Below are 23,933 nucleotides of genomic sequence, written 5' to 3'. Positions count from 1 at the left end.
TTGCGGCGGTTCAGACGTTGCGGCGGTACTGGCCACCGACCTCGAAGAAGGCCTCGGTCACCTGCTGGAGCGAGCACACCCGCGCCGCCCGCATGAGGACGTCGAAGACGTTGCCGCCCTCGATGGCGACGGCCTTGAGCTCCTCGAGCGCCGCCGCCGCCTCGACCTCGTGCTCTGCGCGGAACGCCCGGACGCGCGAGAGCTGGCTCTGCTTCTCCTCCTCGGTGCCTCGGGCGAGCACGACCGTGCGGGGGACCTCACCCTCGTGCGGGTTGCGGAAGGTGTTGACGCCGACGATCGGCAGGCTGCCGTCGTGCTTGCGGTGCTCGTAGAGCATCGACTCGTCCTGGATGCGGCCACGCTGGTAGCCGGTCTCCATGGCTCCGAGCACGCCGCCGCGCTCGGTGATGCGGTCGAACTCCTTGAGGACAGCCGCCTCGACGAGGTCGGTCAGCTCGTCGATGACGAACGAGCCCTGGAGCGGGTTCTCGTTCATCGCGAGCCCCCACTCGCGGTTGATGATGAGCTGGATGGCGAGGGCGCGACGCACCGACTCCTCCGACGGGGTCGTCACGGCCTCGTCGAACGCGTTGGTGTGCAAGGAGTTCGCGTTGTCGTAGATCGCGATGAGCGCCTGCAGCGTCGTGCGGATGTCGTTGAAGTCCATCTCCTGCGCGTGGAGCGAGCGACCCGACGTCTGCACGTGGTACTTCAGTTTCTGCGACCGCTCCCCCGCGTTGTACTTCTCCTTCATCGCCACGGCCCAGATGCGGCGGGCCACGCGGCCGAGCACGGAGTACTCCGGGTCCATGCCGTTGCTGAAGAAGAAGCTGAGGTTGGGCGCGAAGTCGTCGACCGCCATGCCGCGCGCGAGGTAGCTCTCGACGTAGGTGAAGCCGTTGGCGAGGGTGAAGGCGAGCTGGCTGATGGGGTTCGCCCCGGCCTCGGCGATGTGGTAGCCGGAGATCGACACGGAGTAGAAGTTGCGGACCTTCCGCTCGATGAACCACTCCTGGATGTCGGCCATCATCTTGAGGCTGAACTCGGTGCTGAAGATGCAGGTGTTCTGGCCCTGGTCCTCCTTGAGGATGTCGGCCTGCACCGTGCCGCGGACGTTGGCGAGGGCGTAGGCCGTGAGCCCCTCGCGCTCGACGTCGCCGGGCTCCCTGCCCTCCCGCGCCCGGAAGGCGTCGACCTGCTGGTCGATGGCGGTGTTGAGGAAGAAGGCGAGGATCGTCGGCGCCGGACCGTTGATCGTCATGGAGACGCTCGTCGTCGGCGACACGAGGTCGAAGCCGTCGTAGAGGGCCTTCATGTCGTCGAGCGTGGCGACGGAGACGCCCGAGGTGCCGACCTTGCCGTAGACGTCGGGGCGCGGGTCGGGGTCGCGGCCGTAGAGCGTCACGGAGTCGAAGGCCGTGGACAGGCGGGTGGCCGGCTGCCCCTCGGAGACGAGCTTGAAGCGGCGGTTGGTGCGGAACGGGTCACCCTCCCCCGCGAACATGCGCGCCGGGTCCTCCCCCTCGCGCTTGAACGGGAAGACCCCGGCGGTGAAGGGATAGTAGCCGGGGAGGTTCTCGCGGCGCAGGAAGCTGACGAGCTCGCCGTGGTCGCGGTAGCGAGGCAGTGAGACACGGGGGATCTTGTTGCCCGACAACGACTCCCGGGTCAGGGTGTTGCGGATCTCCGTGCCCCGGATCGTCACGACCTGCTCGTCGCCGGAGTAGGACTCGACGACGGAGGGCCAGTCGGCGAGCGCGCTCGCCACGTCGGTCGGCACGTCGGTGCGGGCGTGGTCGAGCAGGGCCTCGACGGCGTCGACCGCGCTCTCGGCGCTGTCGACGTCGTCGGCCGCCGCTGCGGCCGCGAGCTCCCCGCGCACCGACTCGAGCCGCTGCACCCGGCTGGCCGCGGCGGCATACCGCTCGGTGGCCTCGTGGTAGCCGCGGACGGTGTCACTGATCTCGGCGAGGTAGCGCACCCGGGACGCGGGCACGATGGTCGCGATGCGGGTGGACTGCCTCGTGGCGACGCGCGGCAGCACGCCCTCGTCGACGGGCATCCCCTTCTCCGAGAGCAGCTCGCGCAGCTGCTGGTAGAGCGCGGTGACGCCGTCGTCGTTGAAGGTGGCCGCCGAGGTGCCGTAGACGGGCATGTCGGCCGGGCTCTTGCCGAAGGCCTCGCGGTTGCGCACCATCTGGCGGCCGACGTCGCGCAGGGCGTCCTCGGCGCCGCGGCGCTCGAACTTGTTGATGGCCACGACGTCGGCGCGGTCGAGCATGTCGATCTTCTCGAGCTGGCTGCTGGCGCCGAACTCCGGCGTCATGACGTAGAGGGAGACGTCGGCGTAGTCGATGACGGCGGCGTCGCCCTGGCCGATGCCCGGCGTCTCGAGGATGACGAGGTCGAAGCCGGCGGCGCGCACGACGTCGAGGACGTCATCGAGGTGGGTCGGCACCTGCGAGCCGCCGCGCGTGGCGAGGCTCCGGAAGAAGACGCGGTCGCCGTCGAGCGAGCTCATCCGGATGCGGTCGCCGAGGAGCGCTCCGCCGCCACGGCTGCGGGTCGGGTCGACGGCGAGCACGGCGACCCGCAGCTTGTCCTGCTGGTCGAGGCGCAGCCGGCGGATCAGCTCGTCGGTGAGGCTCGACTTGCCGGAGCCGCCGGTGCCGGTGATGCCGAGGACCGGCACGCGACGCCGGCCCGCGGCCTCGCGGATGCCCGACAGCATGGCGTCGTCGATGTCACCCTCCTGCGCGCCGGTGATGGCGCGTGCCACGGCGGCCCGCTCGCCGGCGAGCACGGCCTCGAGCGCCGGCGCACCGAGCTCCCACGGGTCGAAGTCGCAGTCGGCGACGACGGTGTTGATCATGCCGGCGAGGCCCAGGCGCTGGCCGTCCTCGGGGCTGAAGATCGTGACGCCGGACTCGCGCAGCCGCGCGATCTCCTCGGGGACGATGACGCCGCCGCCGCCGCCGACGACGCGGATGTGGCCGGCGCCGTTCTCCTCGAGCAGCTTCACGAGGTACTCGAAGTACTCGACGTGCCCACCCTGGTAGGAGCTGACGGCGACGCCCTGGACGTCCTCCTCGATCGCCGCGTCGACGACCTCCTGGACCGAGCGGTTGTGCCCGAGGTGGATGACCTCGGCCCCCTGCGTCTGCATGATGCGCCGCATGATGTTGATCGACGCGTCGTGCCCGTCGAAGAGGCTGCTCGCCGTGACGAGGCGGACGTGGTGGGACGGCTGGTGGTGATCGCGCTTCGCTGCGTCGGACATGGAAAAATAGTAGGACTTCCTACTAATGGACGTCAACGCGTCGGCGTCCTACGATGGCGCCATGAGTGCGCAGACCAACGCCGCGGGCGGCATGAGCGCCGGAGCGGGTGGCGGCACGAGCGCCGGCGTCGCCGCCGGGTCCGGCCTCGGCTTCGACCCGATCGCCCGGGCGCGGGAGCAGTGGGTCGAGCAGGGCTGGGGCCCGGCCGCCGACGGGATGGCCGCCATCACCTCGCTCATGCGGGCGCACCAGATCGTGCTCGCCCGCGTCGAGGCGACGCTCCGGCCGCTCGGGGTGACCTTCGCGCGCTACGAGGTGCTCATGCTCCTGTGGTTCAGCCGGCGCGGCTCGCTCCCGATGAAGGTCATCGGCAGCCGCCTGCAGGTGCACCCCACGAGCGTGACCAACGCGGTCGACCGCCTCGAGGACGCCGGGCTCGTGACGCGCTCGACGCATCCCGAGGACCGGCGCGCGATGCTCGTCGCCCTCACCCCGACCGGCCGCGAGCTCGCGGAGCGGGCCACCAAGGCCCTCAACGCCGAGGTCTTCGAGCAGCCCGACCTCGGGGCCACCGACGTCCGCTCGCTCGTCGACGTCCTGACGCGGCTGCGACGCGACGCGGGCGACTTCTGACCCCAGTTCGTTACGCGGACCGGCAGCGGCCGGGGCGCGACCTCGGCAGACTGGGGGCATGCCCGACACGCCGCCGCCCCCGGACCACCTCGACCGGCTCGCGCAGCAGCGGCGGTCGTTGCGCGAGCTCGCGCGCGCCGCGCAGCGGCCCGGCGGCGGGTTCGGATGGCTCGGCGACGACGGGAGGCTCGACCCGGCATACGGTGTCGAGCTGTGGATCACGGCACGGATGACCCACGTCGCCGCCCTGGCGGTGCTCGAGGGCGACACGTCGTTCGAGGCGGTCGTCGACCACGGCGTCGCGACCTTCGCCCCCGGCGGCCTGCTCCACGATCCCGAGCACGGTGGCTGGTTCGCGTCGGTCCACGTCGACGGCACGCCCGACGTGTCCGACAAGCGGGCCTACGAGCACGCGTTCGTCGTGCTCGCCGCGACCTCCGCGTCAGCCGCCCGGCGTCCCGGGGCGGACGACCTGCTCGACCGCGCGCTGCAGACCTACGAGCAGCGCTTCTGGCGGGAGTCCGACGGCCTCGCCCTCGACGTGTGGGACCGCACGTGGACCGACCTCGAGGACTACCGCGGCGTCAACGCCAACATGCACTCGCTCGAGGCCCTGCTCGCGGCGTGGGACGTCACGCGCGACCCGCGTTGGCTCGGTCACGCGCTCCGGATCACCGAGCGCGTCGTGCACGGCTTCGCCCGCTCGTGGAACTACCGCCTCCCCGAGCACTTCGACTCGTCCTGGGAGCCGCGCCCCGACTACAACCGCGAGCGCCCGACCGACAAGTTCCGCCCGTTCGGCGTGACGCCCGGCCACCTGCTCGAGTGGTCGAGGCTGTCGCTGCACCTGCGCCACGCCCTCGGGGCCGAGGCACCGGCATGGCTGCTCGACGAGGCGCGCTCGCTCTTCGACGTCGCGGTGCACGAGGGCTGGGACGTCGACGGGCACGAGGGCTTCGTCTACACGACCGACTTCGAGGGTCGGCCCGTCGTGCGGGACCGGCTGCACTGGGTCGTCACGGAGGCCATCGGCGCCGCCCGCACGCTCCACCTCGCGACCGGCGACCCGACGTATGCCGCCTGGTACGACCGGTGGTGGGAGCACGCCCACGCGTGGTTCGTCGACCCCGAGCAGGGGTCGTGGCGCCACGAGCTCTCACCCGAGCTCGCGCCGTCGAGCGTCGTCTGGCAGGGACGCCCGGACGTCTACCACGCCTACCAGGCGTGCCTCGTCGGCGCGCTCGGCGAGATCACGTCGTTCGCCGGGGCCCTCCGGGACGGGCACCTCCGGTCGGCTCGGACCGCCTAGTCCTGCTGGCGGTCGACGAGGGCCCAGATCTCGCTCTCCGGGTAGCGGCGATGTCCGCCCAGCGTCCGCAGCGCGTGGAGCCGGCCGCTCCGTGCCCACCGGCTGACGGTCTTGGGATCGACGCGGAAGATCGTCGCGACCTCCGCCGGGGTCAACAGCCTCTCGACCGCTGTGTCATTTCCGTCCATGTCAGTCCGCCTCGCGCGATCGCAGCGTCAGTGGAGGTCACGGACTCGGGGCTGGCTGCTCAACCCCGAGTCCGAAGGATCCCGGATCCCGGCTCGCCCTGGGGGCGGTCGTCGCCGGGCTCCCGACACCTGTCACGGTACGGACAGTTCATTCGACAATCAAGCGACCAGACCAACGAGCGAGATGGCCTCAGTAGATTGGGCGCATGAGCCACCGCGCCCAGGCCCGCGACGACGCGACGGTCGCCCTGAGAGAGCTGATCCTCGCCGGCGAGCGCTACCGCATCGCGGTGGCCGCGCGTCTCGACCTCACGGTCAACGAGAGCCGGACCATCAGCTACCTCCTGGCCCGTGGCCCCATGGGCCAGACCGAGCTCTCGACCGCCCTCGGCCTGACGACGAGCTCGACGACGACGCTCCTCGACCGCCTCGAGCAGCGCGAGATGGTGCGACGCGTCCCCGACCCGAACGACCGGCGGCGCAGCTCGGTGGAGATCCCCGAGTCGGGCGTGCTCCGGCTCCGCGAGGTCAGGGACTGGCTGCCCCAGGCCTTCGACGCGTTCGCCGGGGACGACCTGCACGACGTGGCCGCCACGCTGGGGACCCTCGCCGCCTCGCTGCGCGAGGTCACCACCCGGATCGACGCCTCGCACACGTCGAGCCCCGGGCGCCGCAAGCGCCACTGAGCGCGGCGTCGTCCGGACCGGTCGTGACTCAGCCGATGACGCGGTCGAGGAAGGCGTTGCCGAAGACGCGCTCCGGGTCGACCCTCGCCCGCAGCGACCGGAAGTCGGCCATCCGCGGGTAGAGCGGCTCGAGCTCGTCGACGCCCGCGACGAAGCACTTGCCCCAGTGCGGCCGTGCCCCGAGCGGCAGGAGGGCTGCCTCGACCGCCGGCAGGACGGCATACACGCGCTCGACGTCGCGGACCCACGTGAAGTGCACGGCCACGACGTCGTGCCCGTGCGAGCCGCTGAGCCAGAGGCCGTCGGCGGCGACGGTGCGCAGCTCCGAGACCTGGAGCACCGGCGCCATGAGGTCACGGAGGCCGCGGAGGCGCTCGATCGCGGTGAGGGCGTGCTCGCGGGGCAGGAGGTACTCGCTCTGGAGCTCCTCGCCGCGGCTCGGGGTGAAGCCCATCCGGAAGTGCGGCAGCCGGTCGAGCCACGGCCCCGGCACGCCGCCCTGGGCCGTCACCGACTCTGGGTCGGCACCGTCGAGCATGTGCATCGTCGTGGTCGCCGGCACCGCGCCCAAGGGCTCGCTCGGCGCCTGCTCGCCGCGGCTCTTGAGCCAGACCTGGTCGAGGCCCGCCTCGCCCCACCGGGTGAAGAGGCTGACGCTGTAGGCGCTGCTCGTGACCGCGTCGAGCCCGGAGGGGAGCGCGTCCCACGACAGGCCGGTGAAGACGTCCTGGCGCACGTCGTAGGTGGGCTCGACGTCGAGGGTGACGGAGGTGACGATCCCGAGCGCACCGAGAGCGACGACGCTGCCCTCGAAGTCGGCGTCGCCACGGCTGACGGTGCGCCGCTCACCGTCGGGACCGATGAGGTCGAGGGAGGCGACGGCCGTTGCGAGAGAGCCGTTCCCGGTGCCCGAGCCGTGCGTGCCGGTGGCGACGGCACCCGCGACGGAGATGTGCGGGAGCGACGCGAGGTTGCCGAGGGCCCATCCCGCCGCGTGCAGCCGGGTCGCCACCTGGCCGTATGCCGCGTGCCCCGTCACGCGGGCCGTGCGAGTCGTCGGGTCGACGACCACGGCGGTCGGCAGGTCGACGAGCGAGACGAGCACGCCGTGGTCAGCGTCCGTGATGTCGGTCAGGTCGGTGAAGCTGTGCCGCGACCCGAGGGCGCGCACGCGCGGGGCCGCCGCGACGAGCTCCTGCAGGTGCTCGACCGAGCGCACCCGCTCGATCGGGGACCGGTAGGTGTGGCTGCCGGCCCAGTTCGTCTCCGCCATGGCCCCCAGTCTGCCCGCGGCGGCCGAGGCGAGGTCAGCGGTGTCAGGCCTGGTGACGCCGGCGGTGGCTGCGGTCCTCGTGGAGCTCGGGGTGGACGTCCTCGGGCAGCTCCTCGGGCTCGGCACCCTCGCCCGGACGGGCCACGCCCCAGCCGTCGGCGGTGATGGTGTCGACGGGCGGGTTGCCGACGAGGTGGGAGCGCTCGGCTCCCTCCGGGTGGTCGCGACGCGCCTGCTCGGTGTCGTCCCGATGCTTGTTGAGCGACTCGCTGGAGTCGCGCCCGGCTCGACGCGGCCCGACGATGACGAGGCCGATCACGAGGATCACGACGACGGCCAGCATGACGATGAGTCCTACACGATCACCCATGGGCACCTCCAGGGTCCGATGCGTCACTCCCGACGGTACTCCCGTCGGCTCCGCGTGAGGCCCGTTGTGCGCGAACGGATGCCGCGCGGGTCGCGCAGCCCGCAGCGGCCCGGAGCTGCTCGGATCGCCCGGGTCAGTGTGCGTCGCGGGCGGCCCGGGCCGCGGCGACCTTCGCCGCGCGCTCGCGCGCGAGCCGGGCCGTGGGGTCGTTGCCCTCGCCCAGCTGCGCCGGGCCGAAGACGGTCAGGGCGACCAGGCGCAGGCGGTAGCCGATGCGGTACCCGACCGAGAGTCCGTCACGGGGCGTTGATCTCGACACGATGCTGCCTCCAGTTAGTTAGTGCACTAACTGTTAGTGTACACAGATCCCGCCACCCCGACGACGAGGCCTCGATGACCCGCAGCACCACCGCCCGCACCACGCCGCGACCGACCACCCGCTCCGGGGAGACCGCCGGCTCCACCGTCTCCCCCGTCTCCCCCGTCTCCCCAGACGACCTGCTCAAGCTCGACCAGCAGGTCTGCTTCGCCCTCGCCGTGGCGGCCCGCAACGTCATCGGGCTCTACCGCCCGGTGCTCGAGCCCCTCGGGCTCACCCACCCGCAGTACCTCGTCATGCTCGCCCTCTGGGAGCGGTCACCCCTCACCGTCCGCGAGATCGGCCGGCTCCTCAGCCTCGAAGCGGCCACGCTCTCGCCCCTGCTGAAGCGGCTCGAGGCCGCAGGTCTCGTGACGCGCGACCGGCACCCCGACGACGAGCGTGCCCTCGCCATCACCCTGACGCCGCGCGGCCGGCGGCTGCGCGAGCAGGCGCTCGACGTGCCGCCGCAGATCGTCGAGCGGCTCGGGGTGCGGGTCGAGGACCTCCAGGCGCTGCACGCCTCGCTGACCCGGGTCATCGCCGCCACGACGGCGAACGACTGAGCGCGACTGCCCGGGTATGCCGCTGGGCCCGGACATCGGTCCCGGGCCCAGCGGGTCGTCGGCTCGTCGCGAGCCGGGAGGTCGGACGTGGGGCAGGCGGTCAGGCCGCGGGTCGGTGGTCGACGAGGGCGCTGAGCGCGTCCTGCAGTCGCCCGAAGACCTGGGGGTCGCCGAGCACGTCGGTGTCGATGGTCGTCTGCGACACGATGACGTCGTCGAGCACGACGGCACCGGCGATGCCTGCCGACCGACGGGTGTCGTCGTGGGCCCACTTGCCGCCGTAGGGGGTCGGGGTCGCGCCGACGACGGCGAAGGGCTTGCCGGTGATGGCGCCCTGACCGTAGGGGCGGGACAGCCAGTCGATGGCGTTGTTGAGCACGGCAGGCATGGTGCCGTTGTACTCCGGCGTCACGGCGAGCACGCGGTCGGCGCCCGCGACGCTCTCGCGCAGCTGGGCAGCCGTGGCAGGCACGTCGTCGCCGTCGATGTCCTCGTTGTAGAACGGCAGGGCGCCGAGGCCGTCGATGATGTCGATCTCGACACCCTCGGGCGCCTGGTCGCGCAGCGACTCGGCGATGCGACGGTTGACGGACTCGGTGCGCAGGCTTCCGACGAGGACGGCGACGCGCGTGCGGGGGGTGGCAGCAGTGGTCATGTGGGACCAAACGGACCGCGGTCCGCTTCTATTCCCGAGGGCGGCAGGTCATCGCGGTCACCCTGCACGGTCCGTCGTCCGACCTAGGATCACGACCGTGTCCACCGAGCCACCGCTCTTCGACCTGCACCGCCGCCCCGAGCGGCGTGACGCGGCGCGCAACCGCGAGCTCCTCCTCGACGCCGCGCACCGGCTCGTCGACCGCGACGGGGTCGACGCCGTGACGACGGATGCCGTCGCCGCCGAGGCCGGCGTCGGCAAGGGCACGGTGTTCCGTCGCTTCGGCAGCCGCGCCGGCCTGATGTCGGCCCTCCTCGACCACGGCGAGGCACGGTGGCAGGGCCGGGTCATCTCCGGTCCACCACCCCTCGGGCCCGGCGCGCCCGCGCTCGACCGGCTCCTCGCCTTCGGCGAGTCCCGGCTCGAGCGCACCCTCGTCAGCGGCGACCTCATGGTCGCCGCAGCGGGTCGCCACGGCCGGTCGCTGCCCGCGGTCGCCTTCCTCGTGGCCCACGTGCGCCACCTGCTCGCCGAGCTCGACGTGACCGGGGACCTGCCGGTCCTGGCCCTGTCCCTCCTCGCCCCGCTCGACGTGACCTTCGTCCTGCCCCAGCTCGAGGCCGGCGTCACCCGCGAGCGCATCCTCGCCACCTGGACCGACCTCGTGCGTCGCGTCGTCGAGGCCGGCTGAGCATCACCTCCCGGTCGGTCGCTGCGAGGCTGCGGCCGCGCCGAGGTCGGCCGGCTGCAGGCGGTGCCGCGGCTCCGGGTCGACGACGACCCGCTCGGTCACCGACAGGTCGGGGCCGACCCGGACGAGGACGCCGGGGTCGAGCATCCGCCACGCGCAGTCGTCGTCGAGGCGTTCGCTCGCGACGACGACGCACGGTGCGTCGGCCAGCTCGTCGCTGACGACGCGCGTGCCGGCGTCACTGCGGTGGTCCAGGACCTCGACGGGCTTCCGACGGTCGAGCAGCCACAGGGCGTGCGTGTCGGGGTAGCGGCACGCCCACAGCTCGGTGGGCGTCGTCAGGACGACGTTGACGGCATACACGGGCAGGTGCCGGGCCACCCAGCCGAGGGCACGCTCCATCCCCAGGGCCACGTCCCCACCGGCAGCGGCGGTCTCGGCGGTCACGAGTGCGAAGAGGCGCTCGGAGTCGGTGTCGCCGCGCACCGTCGCCATCGCCGCGCCGAGGTGCTCCTCGAGACCGGGCAGCCCCTGGACCACACCGTTGTGTGCGAAGAGCCGGCCGTCGAGCTCGAAGGGGTGGGTGTTCTCGGGACGCGGCCCGGTGCCGGACGAGTGGCGGACGTGCGCCACGAAGGTCGCACTGCGCCGTTCCTTCGCCTCGCTCGCGAAGTCCGCGTCGTCCCAGGCCGCCAGCGCCTGCTTCTCCACGACCGGGCGGCCGGCCTCGTCGAAGGTGCCGAGGCCCGTGCCGTCGGGGTTGCGGTGCGACTGGCGACTCAGGCTGTCCGGGGCGTCGAGGAGCCAGAACGTCGCGGACACCCGCGCGCGACCGGCACTCATCCCGAAGAGGCGACACACGGCTACCTGCTCTCCACGGCCTCCTTGGCCTTGGCGATGGCGAAGCCCCAGCCCTGGGCGAGCTTGGGCTTGGGCGGGATCGCGACCTCGTCGGGGTTGGTCACGACGTCGAGCAGCACCGGGCCGTCGGTGGCGAGGGCCCACGTCACGGCGTCGTCGAGCTCGTCGGCCTCGGTGACCCGGCGGCTCGTCAGACCCATGGCCGCCGCGACGGCAGCGAGGTCGGGGTTGTCGAGCTCGGTCCCGAACTCCGGCAGCCCACCCTGCTCCTGCTCGAGCTTGACCATGCCGAGCCGCCCGTTGTCGAAGACCACGACGACGACGGGCAGCCGATAGGTCACCGCGGTGCGCAGGTCGCCGAGCAGCATCATCAGTCCACCGTCGCCGGCGAAGGCCACGACCGGACGAGTGCGGTCGAGCGCCTGCGCTCCGAGCGCCATCGGCATCGCGTTGGCCATCGAGCCGAGGTTGTAGGAGCCGACGAGCCGACGCGTGCCACGCATCGTCACGAACCGGGCGAGCCACGCGGTGGACATGCCGGTGTCGCTCGTGAAGATCGTCGTGTCGGGCGCCAGCCGGTCGACGGCGGCCGCCACCGCCTCCGGCCGGATGCGCTCGTCGGGGTTGTCGAGGACGGCTCTGGCCCGCCCGAGGAGCGTGCGGTCGTGTTCCGGGTCGAGCAACGAGCGCTGACGTTCATGCCACGTCTCGTATGCCGTGCGCGCGCTCTCGAGGTGCCCGCGGTCCTCGCGTCGGCGGAGGCGCGGCAGGAGCTGGTCCAGCGTCGACGCGGCGTCGCCGACGAGGGCGTGCTGCACGGGGGTGCGCCGGCCGACGTGCTCCCCGCGCGCGTCGAGCTGGATCACCGTCTTGCCGGTCGGGTACCAGTCGCGGTAGGGGAAGTCGGTGCCGACGAGGACGAGCACGTCGCAGTCGTCCATGGCCTTGGCGGCGGCGGGGTTGCCGATGAGGCCGGACTGGCCGACCTCGAAGGGGTTGTCGTGCTCGAGTCCCTCCTTCGCCTTGAGCGTGAGCACCATCGGGGCGGCGAGCACGTCGGCCAGCTCGAGCACCTGCGAGCGGGCCCGGCGCGCACCGCACCCGACGAGGAGCGTCACGGGGACGTCACCGGCGAGGGCGGCGGCGGCGGCCTCGACCTGCGCGACCGGTGCTGGCGCCGGCACCGCGGTCGGTGCGAACGTCGCGGGACGCACGCCCTTGTCGAGTGCGAGGTCGCCGACGTCGCCCGGCAGCGTCAGAACGGCGACGCCGCGCATCGACTGTGCCGCGTTGACGGCCTGCTCGAGCAGGTAGGGCAGCTGTCCCGCCGAGGTCAGGGTCTGGGACCACACCGAGACGTCGGCGAAGAGGGCGTTGTTGTCGACCTCCTGGAAGAAGTCGGTCCCGATCTCGGGGCTCGGCACCTGGCCGCAGATGGCGAGGACCGGCGCGTGCGACTTCTTCGCGTCGTAGAGCCCGTTGAGCAGGTGGATCGACCCCGGTCCCACCGTGCCCATGCACACCCCGAGCGTGCCGGTCAGCTGCGCCTGGGCGCTGACGGCGAAGGCCGCCACCTCCTCGTGGCGCACCCCGACCCACTCGATGCGGTCCTCCGTGCGGATGGCGTCGGTCAGCGGGTTGAGGGCGTCGCCGACGACGCCCCAGACCTGCGTCACCCCGGCGTCCGCCAACGAGGTGATGATGTGCTCGGCGACGGTGGTCATGACGGGCTCCCGCCGAAGTGGTCGGCGCTCGCTGCGGCCCAGTCGTGGGCCCAGTCCCGCGGGGGCTCGGCCAGCAGCTGCCCCGGCGCGAGCCAGTCGTAGAGCTCGGCGTAGGACTGGTTGCGGGTCGCCGACACGTTGAGCCGCAGGTGGTGCGGCGTCAGGCGCGAGGGGTCCGTGACACCCATGGCCGCCATGATCCGCATCGCCTCGTCGACCGTGGCCTGCTGGTAGCGCTGGACGCGCTCGCTCTTGTCGCCGACGTCGAGCGCTCGCGCGCGGCGCGGGTTCTGGGTGGCGACGCCGCTCGGGCACTTGTCGGTGTGGCAGCGCTGGGCCTGGATGCAGCCGGCGGCCATCATCATGGCGCGGGCCGAGTTGGTGTAGTCCGCCCCCTGGATGACGCGCTTGACGATGTCGTTGCCGGCCGCGACCTTGCCGCTCGCGCCGATGCGCACACGGTCACGCAGGCCGACGCCGACGAGCGCGTTGTGCACGGTCATGAGGCCGTGGGTGAGCGGCATCCCGACGTGGTCCTCGAACTCGAGCGGCGCAGCACCCGTGCCACCCTCGGAGCCGTCGACGACGATGAAGTCTGGCGTCGTGCCGACCTCGAGCATCGCCTTGCAGATGGCGAGGACGTCGACCCGGGAGCCGACGCAGAGCTTGAAACCGGCGGGCTTGCCGCCGGCCAGCTCACGCATGCGGCCGATGAACTCGATGAGCTCCACCGGCGTGCGGAAGACGCGGTGGCTCGACGGGCTGACGCACTTCTCCCCCTGCGGCACCTGGCGGATGCCGGCGATCTCCTTCGTCACCTTGGCCCCCGGCAGCACCCCGCCGATGCCGGGCTTGGCGCCCTGGCTCAGCTTGAGGGAGACGCACTTGACCGAGTCGCCGGATGCCTTGTCGGAGAAGGTTGCCGGGTCGAAGTCACCGTCCTTGGTGCGCGCACCGAAGTAGCCGGTGCCGATCTCCCAGACGATGTCGCCCCCGTGCTCGAGGTGGTAGGGCGACAGGCCGCCCTCGCCCGTGTCGTGGGCGAAGCCGCCGAGGGCAGCACCCTGGTTGAGCGCGCGGATCGCATTGGCGGACAGGGCCCCGAAGCTCATCGCCGAGACGTTGAGCAGCGCCATGGAGTAGGGCCTCGAGCAGTCGGGGCCGCCGACCACGACGCGGGCCGGCTCGTCGGGTGGGTCGACCGGCGCAGCGGAGTGCACGAGGTACTCGTAGCCGACCTCGTTGACGTCGAGCTCGGTGCCGAACGGGCGCTCGCCATGGATGCCCTTGGCCCGCTCGTAGACGACCGACCTGGTGTCGCGGTCGAACGGGCGGCCGTCCCAGTCCCGCTCGATGAAGTACTGCTGCAGCTCGGGGCGGATGTCCTCCAGGAGGTAGCGCAGGTGCCCGACGACGGGATAGCGCCGCAGGATCGTGTGCTTGCGCTGGAGGAGGTCCCAGGCCGCGAGCCCGACCGCACCCGCCCCGGCTCCGCCGACCACCCACCTGCTTCGACCCACGACTGCCTCCTCGCCCGACGTGCCGCCTGCGCGACCCGTGCTCGTTCGCCCCGGGTGCCCGTTCGGGACGAGCACTCCGACGTTCGCGTCCACCCGAGACCTACCCGCGACGGTGGACCGCATACCTGAGAGGTTCCTGAGCCGGTCGGGCCCGTACGACACTGGATGTGGGCTGGGCGCGGCCTGTGGGGCCGTTCGCAGGCAACGCCCAGCGACCGTCCAGCGCGCAGGTGGATCGTCTGCGACATGGGCACCCGAACCTTGCGGGCGCCGGCATCGCACCGTCCCGCGCGACTGCTCACCGGCCTCTACGCGCTCGCCACCCTCGTGGCACTGCTGCTGACCCTGCTGGCCCGACGCCGACCGCACCCGTTCCTCGCCGAGGGCATCTTCGGCCTCCTCAACGTGCCGGTGGCCCCGACCTTCGTGTCGGTGGTCGTCCTCGCCCTGGCCACTCGGGCGCTGCTGGGCCGCAAGCGGATCGGGCTGTGGTTCGTCGCCGTCTTCCAGGTCCTGGGCATCTACGTCGGGTTCGTGGCGCTCGTGCCGGCCGCACGGCTCCCCCGGACCGAGATGTGGGTGAGTCGCGGCGAGCTCGGGCGCGGACTCGACATCGTCTCGACCCTCGTCGCAGCCCTGGCCCTGTGGTGGCTCTGGCGGATCCGGCACGAGTTCACCGGCCGGCTCCAGCGTGGCTCGTGGGGCCTCGCATTCGCTGCGCTCGCCGTCGGTTCCGTCGTGACGCTCGGGGTGGCCTGGCTGCTCCTCGGCGCCGTCGGCGCTCCCCGCTCCCAGGTCGACCCCCTCCTCGACACCGTGCTCGCCGTCTTCGGGGGTGTGAGCCGCCGCACCCTCGCGCTCGTCCCACCCTGGGTCGTCGACGTCGTGGCGGTCTGCGCCGGCCTGACGATCCTCGCGGCCGTCACTCTCTTCCTCGCCTCGGCCCGCCCGCGCAGCCGCTGGTCGCCGGACCGCGAGGTGGCGCTGCGCGGCCTCCTCGCCCGCGACGGGGCCGAGGACTCCCTCGGCTACTTCGCGACCCGTCGTGACAAGGCCTCGGTCTTCTCCCCCGACGGTCGGGCCGCCGTCACCTACCGGATCGTCGCCGGGGTCTCCCTGGCGAGCGCCGACCCGGTCGGGCATCCGGACAGCTGGCAACCGGCGATCGAGGCCTGGCGGGCCGAGGCACGCGAGTTCGGCTGGGTGCCGGCCGTCGTCGGCGCGAGCGAGCGCGGCGCCCGGGCGTACGCCGCCACCGGGGGCATGCGCGTGCTGCTCCTCGGGGACGAGGCGATCCTCGACCCCGCGCGCTTCGACCTCCGGAGGGCCTCGCTCTCGCCGGTCCGGCACGCCGTGGCGCGGGCGGCCCGAGCCGGACTCGAGGTCCGCGTGCGTCGCCAGCGCGAGCTGCGGGCCGACGAGGTCGCCGAGATCACCGACCGCGCCGAGGCGTGGCGCGGGGGCGAGACCGACCGCGGCTTCTCGATGGCCCTCGGCCGCGGCGGCGACGCCGCCGACGGGGACGTCCTCCACGTGACCGCCCACGCCGCCGACGGGTCGCTCGTCGGGGTGCTCTCCCTCGTGCCGTGGGGACGCTCAGGCGTCTCGCTCGACGTCATGCGGCGCTCCCCAGACGCCCCCAACGGCGTCACGGAGCTCATGGTGAGCGAGCTGCTCGCCCACGCCCGCCGGCTCGGCCTGGCACGGGTCTCGCTCAACTTCTGCATGTTCCGCTCCGTGTTCGAGGACGCCGAGCGGCTCGGGTCCCGGTCGCTGACGCGGGTGGGCGCGTCGGTCCTCGGCTTCTTCGACCGCGTCTGGCAGCTCGAGCGCCTCTACCGGGCCAACGAGAAGTACGAGCCGGCGTGGCAGCCGCGCTTCCTCTGCTACGACGACGCCGTGTCCCTCCCACAGGTCGCGCTCGCCGCCGGGGCGGCCGAGGGCTTCGTGCGACACCCGTCGATCCGCAACGTCCGCACCGGCCGTACCGAGCTCGACGCCGAGCACCTCGCCCAGGTGGCCGAGATCAGCGCGCCGCCCGTCGACGTCGAGGGCCTCGGCCCGCGCCGGTCCGACCAGTTCCGCCACCGCGCCGCCGCCCTGGACCGGATGCGCGCGGCCGGGGTCGACGCCTACCCGGTCGGCGCGGCCTCGGTGACGACGACCCCGATCGCCACCCTCGGCCCGGACGCCTGGCAGGCCCCACGAACGCTGTCCGTCGTGGGACGGGTGAGGGAGGTGCGCGACCACGGCGGCGTCGCCTTCGCGAGCCTCGTCGACGGCGAGTCACGCCTGCAGGTGATCTTCGACGCGGCCCGCCTCGGCCGGGAATGCCTCGACCGGCTCACCTCGTTCGTCGACGTCGGCGACCTCGTCCGCGTCGACGGCACGACCGGCCGGTCCCGCACCGGCACCCCGAGCCTGCTCGCCGACGACTGGCGGATGGAGGCCAAGTGCCTGCACCCCGTCCCGTTCCGCGCCTTCGACGACCCGGCAACCCGGGCGCGCCGGCGCTCGACCGACCTGCTCGTCCACCCGCGCGACGTCGAGCTGCTCCGGAGCCGCTCGGCCGTCGTCGGGTCGATCCGGAGGACGCTCGGCGACGCCGGCTTCCTGGAGGTGGAGACCCCGATGCTGCACACGACCCACGGTGGTGCGAGCGCGCGCCCCTTCCGGACGTTCATCAACGCGTACGGCGTCGACCTGTCGCTGCGCATCGCGCCCGAGCTGCACCTCAAACGGCTCCTCGTCGCCGGACTCGGTCCCGTCTTCGAGCTCGGTCGCAACTTCCGCAACGAGGGGGCGGACGCCACGCACAACCCGGAGTTCACCTCGCTCGAGGTCTACCAGCCGCACGCCGACTACACGACGATGCGCCACCTCACCGAGCGGCTCGTCCGCGCCGCGGCACGCACCGTCCACGGCCGGGAGGTCATCCCGCTGCCCGTCCCGGGTCCGCGTCGCGACGGGCTCGACGCGCTCGACGACGACGGCACGCAGGGGGTCGACCTCGTCGACATCAGCGGGGAGTGGCCGGTGGTGAAGGTCCTCGACGCGGTCTCCGACGCGGTCGGACAGCGGGTCACCGTCGACACCGACATCGACGTGCTGCTCGGCCTGGCCGAGCTCCACGGGATCACGGTGCGCCCCGAGATGGGCGCCGGGGCCGTCATCGAGGAGCTCTACGCCGAGCTCGTCGAGCCGGTCACGATGCTGCCCACCTTCTACACCGACTTCCCCGTCGAGACCTCGCCCCTGACCCGGCCGCACCGGACGGAGGCCGGGCTCGTCGAGCGCTGGGACCTCGTCGTGGCGGGGATGGAGGTCGGCACGGCATACAGCGAGCTGACCGACCCCGTCGACCAGCGGGCGCGGCTCACCGAGCAGTCGCTCAAGGCCGCTGCAGGCGACCCCGAGGCGATGGAGGTCGATGAGGACTTCCTCCACGCCCTCGAGTTGGGGATGCCACCCAGCGGAGGTCTCGGGATCGGTGTCGACCGGCTCGTCATGCTCCTGACCCACACCTCGATCCGCTCGGTGCTGACGTTCCCGTTCGTGCGTCCGATGAGCACGCGTCGGGCCGACCGAGAGACGAGCCCCGCATGGAGCTGACCGATCCCGGCCCCGTCGTCCTGCTCTCCGTGCTCGCGCTCGTCGTCTTCGGACTGGTCGTCGCCGGCCTGCCCCGGTGGGGCTCCGGCATCTCGCGCGCCGTCGTACGAGGCGTGCAGGTCGTGCTGCTCAACATCCTCGTCCTCGCCCTCGCAGGCGCCGCGCTCAACGACCAGTACCTCTTCTACTCCAGCTGGGGTGACCTCTTCGGCTCACGCTCGACGTCCGTCCAGGTGCACCACGGCGGGACGAGCCCCGAGGTCGTCACGGCCGCCGTGGCCGGTCCCGGTCTCCGCGGCGTCACGAGCCCGGCCGTGCTGCCACCCCTCCCCCAGCCGGGCTCGCGGCTGCAGACGTACACGGTCGTCGACACGCGGTCGAACGCCGAGGGCCAGGTCTACGTCCACCTGCCCGTCGGCTACGACCCGAGGTCCTCGCGCACGTATCCGGTCATCCTCGGCCTGCACGGCTTCCCGAGCGGGCCGAAGGGCTTCCTCAAGCTCGACTTCCTCAGCTCCGTCGACGCCCTGACCGCCGAGCACCGGCTGGCCCCCTCGATCGTCGTCGTCCCGCGCATCGACACCCCGGCGAGCCTCGACACCGAGTGCGTCAACGGCGGAGTCGGAGAGCCGCAGACGGACACGTGGCTCGCCCACGACATCCCCGCGTGGACCGCGCACCACTTCCGGGTCACGCTGACGCGGACGTCGTGGGCCACGCTCGGCTACTCCTACGGCGCCTGGTGCGCAGCGTCGCTGTCGATGCGCCACCCCGACGTCTTCGGCGCCGCCGTCGTGCTCCTCGGCTACTTCCGTCCGGACTTCAGTGCGGCCTACGACCCCCTGACGACCGCGACCCAGCGCGGCTACGACCTCGTGACGATGGCGCACACCGCGCCGCCGCCGGTGGCGATGTGGGTGCTCACCTCCCGCGAGGACACGTTGTCCTACCCCACGACGTCGAAGTTCCTCAGCGTCGCCCGGAGCCCGCTCGACGTGACGGGCACCGTCCTCGCACACGGTGGCCACCGGGACTCGGTGTTCACCCCCTACGTCCCGGCCGCCCTCGCGTGGCTGGCCCAGACCCTGCCGGGCTTCCGTGCCTGAGCCGAGACGACGTATGCCGTCGGGCCGGGCCCCTGACGGGCCCCCGGGCCGCGGCCGGCGCCGGGGGCGCGGGGTGCGCGGGGTGCGCGGGGTGCGCCCGCGACCTCGCCACCTCGTCGCGGCGCTGCTCGGCCTGGCCGTCCTCGCCGCCCTGGGCCTGAGCGGTGTGGTGCCCGGCCTCGGACCGCCGACCCTCCTGGGAGATCCCGGCGCGGCACCGAACGCGTCTGCCACCACGGTGGACCCGGCTCCCGCGACGCCGTCCGCTTCCGAGACGACGCCGTCCGGACCGCTGACGCTCGTGGGTCTCGGGGACTCCGTGCCGTCGGCCGAGACGTGCGGCTGCACCGGCTACGTCGAGCAGGTCGGTCAGCGGCTCGGCGCGCTGACCCACCGGGGCTGGGTGGTGCACAACGACGCGAACGGCGGCTGGACCACGTCGGACGTCGAGGACGACCTCGGCTCCTCGTCCACCCGTGGCCACCTCGCGAACGCCGACCTCGTCCTCGTCGAGGTGGGGGCCAACGACTTCGATCTCGACCGGGTCGACGACCAGGGCTGCTTCCCGGCCGCCGGGTCGGACTGCTGGTCCGCCACGGTCGCCGGCCTGCGCGACGGCCTGACCCGGATCATCGCGGCGATCCGCCGCGTCGACCACCGTCCCGACCTGCGGATCGCCCTGCTCGGCTACTGGAACGTCACGGTCGACGGCTCGGTCGGCCGGGCTCTCGGCGAGGACTTCGTCCTCGGCAGCGACGAGCTCACCCGCCTGGTCAACGACACGGTCCACCAGGTCGCCGCGTCGACGGGCGCGGTCTACGTGGACGCGTACAGCCCGCTCAAGGGCACCTCGGGCACCCGGGATCCGACGGGTGACCTCCTCGACGACGGTGACCACCCGAACGCGAGCGGCCACACCCTGCTCTCGACCGCCGTCGTGGACGAGCTCGCCACGGCGGGGGCGGTCGCGGCGTGGCGTGGGGCGTCCTGAGGGTCGACCGGAGTGGGGCTGGAGTGTGGGCTGGACCGACACAAATCTTGCCTCATACCCGTTCAGTCGAGATCCCAACAGCCGCAAGCACGCCGGACCACTGGGCGTTGACGGCGCACCCTCAGGTGCGGTTGCGTGGGGAGGCATGACCGTCATCGGCTTCCACTGCTCGCACGAGCAGATCGACCCCGCCCAGCTGCTCCGGGACGTCCGCGCGGCGCAGGACGCCGGCTTCACGGCGGCCATGTCGTCCGACCACATCTCGCCGTGGAGCAGCCGGCAGGGCGAGTCCGGGTACGCGTGGAGCTGGCTGGGCGCGGCCCTGGCGACCACGTCCCTCCCGTTCGGCGTCGTCACCGCGCCGGGGCAGCGCTACCACCCCGCCGTCACCGCGCAGGCCATCGCGACGCTCGGACAGATGTTCCCCGGACGTTTCTGGGCCGCGCTCGGGTCGGGCGAGGCCTCGAACGAGCGGGTGACCGGTGACGTGTGGCCGCGCAAGGAGGTCCGTGACGCCCGCCTCGTCGAGTGCGTCGACGTCATCCGTCGCCTCCTCGCCGGAGAGGAGGTGAGCCACGACGGGCTCGTGTCGGTGAACCGGGCGCGGCTCTGGACCCTCGCGGATCCCGTGCCCGACCTCGTCGGGCCGGCGGTGACCGCAGAGACGGCCGCACGTCACGCCGGGTGGGCCGACGGCCTCATCACGGTGAACCAACCACCCGAGACGCTGCGCGCGGTCCTGGCGGCCTACCGCGACGCCGGTGGACGCGGTCCCGCCCGCCTGCAGGTGCACGTGAGCTGGGCTCCCACGGAGGACGAGGCCCTGCACGTCGCCCACGACCAGTGGCGCAGCAACGTGATCGGGCCTCCCGTCGCGTGGGACACCGAGACGGTCGAGGCCTTCGACCTCATCGGCGAGACGGTCTCGCCGGACCAGGTCCGCGAGGCGGTGCTCGTCTCGGGCGACCTCGACCGCCACGCGCAGTGGCTCCAGGACTACGTCGACATGGGCTGGGACGAGCTCTACGTGCACTTCGTCGGCCAGCACCAGGCACCCTTCATCGAGGCGTTCGGCACCTCCGTGCTGCCTCAGCTGTCGGTGACCAGCCCTGCGGCGCAGGGCGCCTCATCTCTGGGCGCACGGGAGGAGGACCGATGAGGATGAGCGACACGGGTGACGTGTGGTGGAAGAACGCCGTCCTCTACTGCGCCGACATCGAGACGTTCCAGGACTCCGACGGCGACGGGGTGGGCGACCTGCGCGGGATGACCGACCGCATCGAGTACCTCGCCGACCTCGGCGTGACGTGCCTCTGGCTGATGCCCTTCTACCCGACGGCCCGCAAGGACGACGGCTACGACATCACCGACTTCTTCGGCGTCGACCCACGCCTCGGCACACTGGGTGACTTCGTCGAGCTCATGCGCACCGCCCGTGCCCACGGGATCCGGGTCATCATCGACTTCGTCATGAACCACACCTCCGACCAGCATCCGTGGTTCAAGTCCGCCCGGCGCAGCCGTGAGGACCCGTACCGCGACTACTACGTGTGGAGCCGCACGAAGCCCCGGTCGAGCGCCAAGGACGTCGTCTTCCCCGACCAGGAGGACAGCATCTGGGAGCGCGACGAGAAGACGGGCGACTACTACCTCCACCACTTCTACAAGCACCAGCCGGACCTCAACGTCGCGAATCCTGCTGTCCAGGAGGAGATCTCCCGGACGCTGGGCTTCTGGCTCGAGCTCGGCGTGTCGGGCTTCCGGGTGGACGCCGTGCCGTTCCTCTTCGCCCGCGACGGGGTGCCGGGCGTCGACGACGCGGACGCGTTCAACCCCGACCGCTACCTCGGCGACGTCCGGTCGTTCGTCACCCGTCGCGTCGGGGACGCGGTGCTCCTCGGTGAGGTCAACCTGCCCTACCCCGAGCAGCGGCGCTTCTTCGGCGGTGACGACGGCGACGGTCTCAACATGCAGTTCGACTTCATCGGGATGCAGCGCTTCTACCTCTCCCTCGCCCGCGGAGACGCCGGACCGCTGGCCGAGGCCCTGCGCGAGCGCCCGCCGCTCGACGTGACGAGCCAGTGGGCCAGCTTCGTGCGCAACCACGACGAGCTCACCCTCGACAAGCTGACCACGCGGGAGCGACGCGAGGTCTTCGACGCCTTCGGACCCGATCCGGAGATGCAGCTCTACGACCGGGGACTGCGACGACGCCTGCCGCCCATGGTGAGCGGTGACCAGAGAAGGGTGCGGCTCGCCTACTCCCTCATGTTCTCCCTGCCCGGCACGCCCGTGCTCTTCTACGGCGAGGAGATCGGCATGGGTGAGAACCTTGACGTCCCGGGTCGGCTCGCGGTGCGGACCCCGATGCAGTGGACGCCCACACCCAGCGGCGGCTTCTCCTCCGCCGCCCCGAAGCGCCTGACCCGCCCGATGCCCTCCGGGGTCTGGGGCCCGGAGCACGTCAACGTCTCCGACCAGCGCCGCGACCCGGAGTCGCTGTGGTGGTTCGTCCGCCGTCTGGCGCGACGCTACCGCCAGCTCCCCGAGAGCGGGTGGGCGACCGTCGAGGTGCTCGACCACCCGGTGCCGGCCGTCCTCGCGCACGTCAGCCGCTCCGGTGACTGGGCGATGGTCGCGCTACACAACCTCGGCGAGGACGGCGCCATCGTGCCCCTCACCGTGCCCGACCTGCCCGTAGGCTCCCGGCTCGTCGACGTCCTCGGGGACCGTCCCGACGTCACCGTGCCGCCGTCGGGGCCAGTCGAGGTCGACATCGAGCCGTACGGCTACCGCTGGCTGCTCCTCGTCCGCGAGGGCGAGGATCCACTCCTCTGACGCCCCGGACGTTTCCCTCGGGCCACCGCGGGTACTTCCGCTACATGAAGGCGCTGACGTGGCACGGGATCGAGGACGTCCGGGTGACCGACGTGCCCGATCCCGACATCGCCCACACCACCGATGCCGTCGTGCGCGTCACCTCGACGGCGATCTGCGGCTCGGACCTGCAGCTCTACCGGGTGCTAGCGCCGTACCTGAAGCCGGGGGACGTGCTCGGGCACGAGTTCATGGGGATCGTCGAGGAGGTCGGTCCAGGTGTCGCGACGCTCGCCGTCGGCGATCGTGTCGTCGTGCCCTTCAACATCTCCTGCGGTCGCTGCTGGATGTGCCAGCGCGGCCTGTTCGCGCAGTGCGAGACGACGCAGAACACCGACTCCGGCAAGGGCGCCAGCCTCTTCGGCTACACGAGCCTCTACGGTTCGGTGCCCGGCGGTCAGGCGGAGAGGGTCCTGGTGCCGCACGCCGACTTCGGGCCCATCGTCGTCCCCGACGACATGCCGGACGAGCGCTTCCTCTACCTCTCCGACATCCTGCCCACGGCGTGGCAGGCCGTGGAGTACGCCGACGTCAACGGCAACGACACCCTGGCCGTCCTGGGACTGGGGCCGGTGGGTCAGCTCGCCGTCCGGTCGGCGCTGCACCGGGGTGTCGGCCGGGTCATCGGCGTCGACCTCGTGCCCGACCGGATCGAGAAGGCACGGGCCCGCGGCGCCGAGGTCATCGATGCGTCCGACACCGACGTAGCGCGGGCCCTCAAGGACCTGACAGAAGGTCGAGGACCGGATGCGGTCATCGATGCGGTCGGCATGGAAGCCCACGGAAACCCGTTCTCGGAGAAGGTCATCGCGGGCGCCGGCCGCCTGCCCAAGCCCATCGCCCGCGGAGCGATCGAGACCTTCGGGATCGACCGGCTCGCGGCCCTGCACACCGCGGTCGCAGCCGTGCGCCGAGGCGGCACCCTGTCCATCAGCGGCGTCTACGGGGGCATGGCCGACCCGATGCCGAGGATGGAGCTCTTCGACAAGGGCCTGACGGTTCGGATGGGCCAGTGCCACGTGCGCCGCTGGAGCGACGAGCTCCTCGACATCGTCCGCACGGACGACGACGTCCTGGGACTCGAGAGTCTCGCCACCCACCACGGCAGCCTGGAGGACGCGCCGGACCTCTACCGCGTCTTCCAGGAGAAGCAGGACGAATGCCTCAAGGTCGTCCTCCGCCCCTGAGCGACACGGCTCACCGGTCCAACCACAGCCCAGACAACCACACGA

The 23,933-nt window shown here is 72.2% G+C and carries 20 protein-coding genes; 11 read left to right on the top strand and 9 right to left on the bottom strand.

Annotated features, from left to right (window positions below; all coding sequences use genetic code 11):
* Positions 1 to 10: 10 nt before the first annotated feature.
* On the bottom strand, positions 11 to 3,280 hold the full coding sequence (gene icmF / locus AC1DW8_RS02525; protein WP_478091633.1) for a fused isobutyryl-CoA mutase/GTPase IcmF: 3,270 nt from the start codon (positions 3,278 to 3,280) through the stop codon (positions 11 to 13).
* Between the two features lie 91 nt (positions 3,281 to 3,371).
* On the opposite strand from icmF, the gene AC1DW8_RS02520 reads away from it, so the two are divergent.
* Both AC1DW8_RS02520 and AC1DW8_RS02515 read left to right on the top strand, forming a co-directional pair.
* The gene (locus tag AC1DW8_RS02520) at positions 3,372 to 3,914 is read left to right on the top strand and encodes a MarR family winged helix-turn-helix transcriptional regulator (RefSeq protein WP_056772636.1); all 543 of its coding nucleotides are present in this window, start codon (positions 3,372 to 3,374) and stop codon (positions 3,912 to 3,914) included.
* 58 nt (positions 3,915 to 3,972) lie between these two features.
* The gene (locus tag AC1DW8_RS02515) at positions 3,973 to 5,223 is read left to right on the top strand and encodes an AGE family epimerase/isomerase (RefSeq protein ID WP_478091631.1); all 1,251 of its coding nucleotides are present in this window, start codon (positions 3,973 to 3,975) and stop codon (positions 5,221 to 5,223) included.
* On the opposite strand, the gene AC1DW8_RS02510 is transcribed toward AC1DW8_RS02515, so the two are convergent.
* Entirely contained in the window at positions 5,220 to 5,411 is a 192-nt protein-coding gene (locus tag AC1DW8_RS02510; RefSeq protein ID WP_056771227.1) for a BldC family transcriptional regulator, read from the bottom strand. The genes AC1DW8_RS02515 and AC1DW8_RS02510 overlap by 4 nt on opposite strands.
* Before the next feature lie 206 nt (positions 5,412 to 5,617).
* Here AC1DW8_RS02510 and AC1DW8_RS02505 point away from each other — a divergent pair, with 206 nt between their 5' ends.
* A complete protein-coding gene (locus AC1DW8_RS02505; RefSeq protein WP_056771230.1) occupies positions 5,618 to 6,097 on the top strand; it encodes a MarR family winged helix-turn-helix transcriptional regulator in 480 nt (159 codons plus the stop codon).
* 28 nt (positions 6,098 to 6,125) lie between these two features.
* Here the strand turns inward: AC1DW8_RS02505 and AC1DW8_RS02500 are convergent, their stop codons facing one another.
* The 3 genes from AC1DW8_RS02500 to AC1DW8_RS02490 form a co-directional block, all read right to left on the bottom strand.
* Positions 6,126 to 7,370: a D-arabinono-1,4-lactone oxidase gene (locus AC1DW8_RS02500; protein ID WP_478091628.1), complete on the bottom strand. Its 1,245-nt coding sequence runs from the start codon at positions 7,368 to 7,370 to the stop codon at positions 6,126 to 6,128.
* 43 nt (positions 7,371 to 7,413) lie between these two features.
* Complete coding sequence (locus AC1DW8_RS02495) at positions 7,414 to 7,740, bottom strand: hypothetical protein (RefSeq protein WP_056771237.1); 327 nt, start codon at positions 7,738 to 7,740, stop codon at positions 7,414 to 7,416.
* Positions 7,741 to 7,873: 133 nt separating this feature from the next.
* Positions 7,874 to 8,059 carry a hypothetical protein gene (locus tag AC1DW8_RS02490; RefSeq protein WP_056771240.1) on the bottom strand — a complete coding sequence of 62 codons (186 nt, stop codon included), beginning with the start codon at positions 8,057 to 8,059 and terminating at the stop codon, positions 7,874 to 7,876.
* Positions 8,060 to 8,133: 74 nt separating this feature from the next.
* Between AC1DW8_RS02490 and AC1DW8_RS02485 the strand changes: the two genes are divergently transcribed.
* Complete coding sequence (locus AC1DW8_RS02485; protein WP_478091626.1) at positions 8,134 to 8,664, top strand: MarR family winged helix-turn-helix transcriptional regulator; 531 nt, start codon at positions 8,134 to 8,136, stop codon at positions 8,662 to 8,664.
* A 100-nt stretch (positions 8,665 to 8,764) separates the two neighbouring features.
* Here the strand turns inward: AC1DW8_RS02485 and AC1DW8_RS02480 are convergent, their stop codons facing one another.
* Positions 8,765 to 9,319 carry an NADPH-dependent FMN reductase gene (locus AC1DW8_RS02480; RefSeq protein ID WP_478091624.1) on the bottom strand — a complete coding sequence of 185 codons (555 nt, stop codon included), beginning with the start codon at positions 9,317 to 9,319 and terminating at the stop codon, positions 8,765 to 8,767.
* 97 nt (positions 9,320 to 9,416) lie between these two features.
* On the opposite strand from AC1DW8_RS02480, the gene AC1DW8_RS02475 reads away from it, so the two are divergent.
* Entirely contained in the window at positions 9,417 to 10,010 is a 594-nt protein-coding gene (locus tag AC1DW8_RS02475; protein WP_478091622.1) for a TetR/AcrR family transcriptional regulator, read from the top strand.
* A gap of 3 nt (positions 10,011 to 10,013) precedes the next feature.
* On the opposite strand, the gene AC1DW8_RS02470 is transcribed toward AC1DW8_RS02475, so the two are convergent.
* Genes AC1DW8_RS02470 through AC1DW8_RS02460 form a run of 3 tightly spaced genes read right to left on the bottom strand, consistent with a single transcriptional unit; the run spans position 10,014 to position 14,115 of the window.
* Entirely contained in the window at positions 10,014 to 10,871 is an 858-nt protein-coding gene (locus tag AC1DW8_RS02470) for a class II glutamine amidotransferase (protein ID WP_478091619.1), read from the bottom strand.
* 2 nt (positions 10,872 to 10,873) lie between these two features.
* On the bottom strand, positions 10,874 to 12,595 hold the full coding sequence (locus AC1DW8_RS02465; protein WP_478091617.1) for a thiamine pyrophosphate-dependent enzyme: 1,722 nt from the start codon (positions 12,593 to 12,595) through the stop codon (positions 10,874 to 10,876).
* Complete coding sequence (locus AC1DW8_RS02460) at positions 12,592 to 14,115, bottom strand: FMN-binding glutamate synthase family protein (protein ID WP_478091615.1); 1,524 nt, start codon at positions 14,113 to 14,115, stop codon at positions 12,592 to 12,594. Before AC1DW8_RS02460 ends, AC1DW8_RS02465 begins: the two co-directional genes overlap by 4 nt.
* 246 nt (positions 14,116 to 14,361) lie before the next feature.
* Between AC1DW8_RS02460 and lysX the strand changes: the two genes are divergently transcribed.
* From lysX to AC1DW8_RS02430, 6 genes are all read left to right on the top strand, one after another.
* Positions 14,362 to 17,727, top strand: a complete 3,366-nt coding sequence (gene lysX / locus AC1DW8_RS02455) for a bifunctional lysylphosphatidylglycerol synthetase/lysine--tRNA ligase LysX (RefSeq protein ID WP_478091613.1) — start codon at positions 14,362 to 14,364, stop codon at positions 17,725 to 17,727.
* Positions 17,718 to 18,833, top strand: a complete 1,116-nt coding sequence (locus AC1DW8_RS02450; protein WP_478091611.1) for an alpha/beta hydrolase — start codon at positions 17,718 to 17,720, stop codon at positions 18,831 to 18,833. The genes lysX and AC1DW8_RS02450 overlap by 10 nt, the downstream gene beginning before the upstream one ends.
* A 91-nt stretch (positions 18,834 to 18,924) precedes the next feature.
* Positions 18,925 to 19,824 carry an SGNH/GDSL hydrolase family protein gene (locus AC1DW8_RS02445; RefSeq protein WP_478091609.1) on the top strand — a complete coding sequence of 300 codons (900 nt, stop codon included), beginning with the start codon at positions 18,925 to 18,927 and terminating at the stop codon, positions 19,822 to 19,824.
* Between the two features lie 145 nt (positions 19,825 to 19,969).
* Positions 19,970 to 20,983: a TIGR03885 family FMN-dependent LLM class oxidoreductase gene (locus AC1DW8_RS02440; protein WP_478091607.1), complete on the top strand. Its 1,014-nt coding sequence runs from the start codon at positions 19,970 to 19,972 to the stop codon at positions 20,981 to 20,983.
* Positions 20,980 to 22,662 carry an alpha-amylase family protein gene (locus AC1DW8_RS02435; protein ID WP_478091605.1) on the top strand — a complete coding sequence of 561 codons (1,683 nt, stop codon included), beginning with the start codon at positions 20,980 to 20,982 and terminating at the stop codon, positions 22,660 to 22,662. Before AC1DW8_RS02440 ends, AC1DW8_RS02435 begins: the two co-directional genes overlap by 4 nt.
* Positions 22,663 to 22,706: 44 nt before the next feature.
* Positions 22,707 to 23,888, top strand: coding sequence for a zinc-dependent alcohol dehydrogenase (locus AC1DW8_RS02430; RefSeq protein ID WP_478091603.1), 1,182 nt, complete (start codon positions 22,707 to 22,709; stop codon positions 23,886 to 23,888).
* Positions 23,889 to 23,933 lie beyond the last annotated feature (45 nt).

It is taken from the genome of Terrabacter sp. P2_E3 (genome assembly GCF_056403915.1).
This window is presented reverse-complemented; position numbering and strand designations above follow the sequence as displayed.

Bases quoted from the DNA above. Each gene is read 5' to 3' on its own strand.
- AC1DW8_RS02480 (WP_478091624.1), bottom strand. From the start codon at position 9,319: ATGACCACTGCTGCCACCCCCCGCACGCGCGTCGCCGTCCTCGTCGGA.
- lysX (WP_478091613.1), top strand. From the start codon at position 14,362: ATGGGCACCCGAACCTTGCGGGCGCCGGCATCGCACCGTCCCGCGCGA.
- AC1DW8_RS02515 (WP_478091631.1), top strand. From the start codon at position 3,973: ATGCCCGACACGCCGCCGCCCCCGGACCACCTCGACCGGCTCGCGCAG.
- AC1DW8_RS02495 (WP_056771237.1), bottom strand. From the start codon at position 7,740: ATGGGTGATCGTGTAGGACTCATCGTCATGCTGGCCGTCGTCGTGATC.
- AC1DW8_RS02505 (WP_056771230.1), top strand. From the start codon at position 5,618: ATGAGCCACCGCGCCCAGGCCCGCGACGACGCGACGGTCGCCCTGAGA.
- AC1DW8_RS02430 (WP_478091603.1), top strand. From the start codon at position 22,707: ATGAAGGCGCTGACGTGGCACGGGATCGAGGACGTCCGGGTGACCGAC.
- icmF (WP_478091633.1), bottom strand. From the start codon at position 3,280: ATGTCCGACGCAGCGAAGCGCGATCACCACCAGCCGTCCCACCACGTC.
- AC1DW8_RS02520 (WP_056772636.1), top strand. From the start codon at position 3,372: ATGAGCGCCGGAGCGGGTGGCGGCACGAGCGCCGGCGTCGCCGCCGGG.
- AC1DW8_RS02440 (WP_478091607.1), top strand. From the start codon at position 19,970: ATGACCGTCATCGGCTTCCACTGCTCGCACGAGCAGATCGACCCCGCC.
- AC1DW8_RS02450 (WP_478091611.1), top strand. From the start codon at position 17,718: ATGGAGCTGACCGATCCCGGCCCCGTCGTCCTGCTCTCCGTGCTCGCG.
- AC1DW8_RS02500 (WP_478091628.1), bottom strand. From the start codon at position 7,370: ATGGCGGAGACGAACTGGGCCGGCAGCCACACCTACCGGTCCCCGATC.
- AC1DW8_RS02485 (WP_478091626.1), top strand. From the start codon at position 8,134: ATGACCCGCAGCACCACCGCCCGCACCACGCCGCGACCGACCACCCGC.
- AC1DW8_RS02465 (WP_478091617.1), bottom strand. From the start codon at position 12,595: ATGACCACCGTCGCCGAGCACATCATCACCTCGTTGGCGGACGCCGGG.
- AC1DW8_RS02510 (WP_056771227.1), bottom strand. From the start codon at position 5,411: ATGGACGGAAATGACACAGCGGTCGAGAGGCTGTTGACCCCGGCGGAG.
- AC1DW8_RS02435 (WP_478091605.1), top strand. From the start codon at position 20,980: ATGAGGATGAGCGACACGGGTGACGTGTGGTGGAAGAACGCCGTCCTC.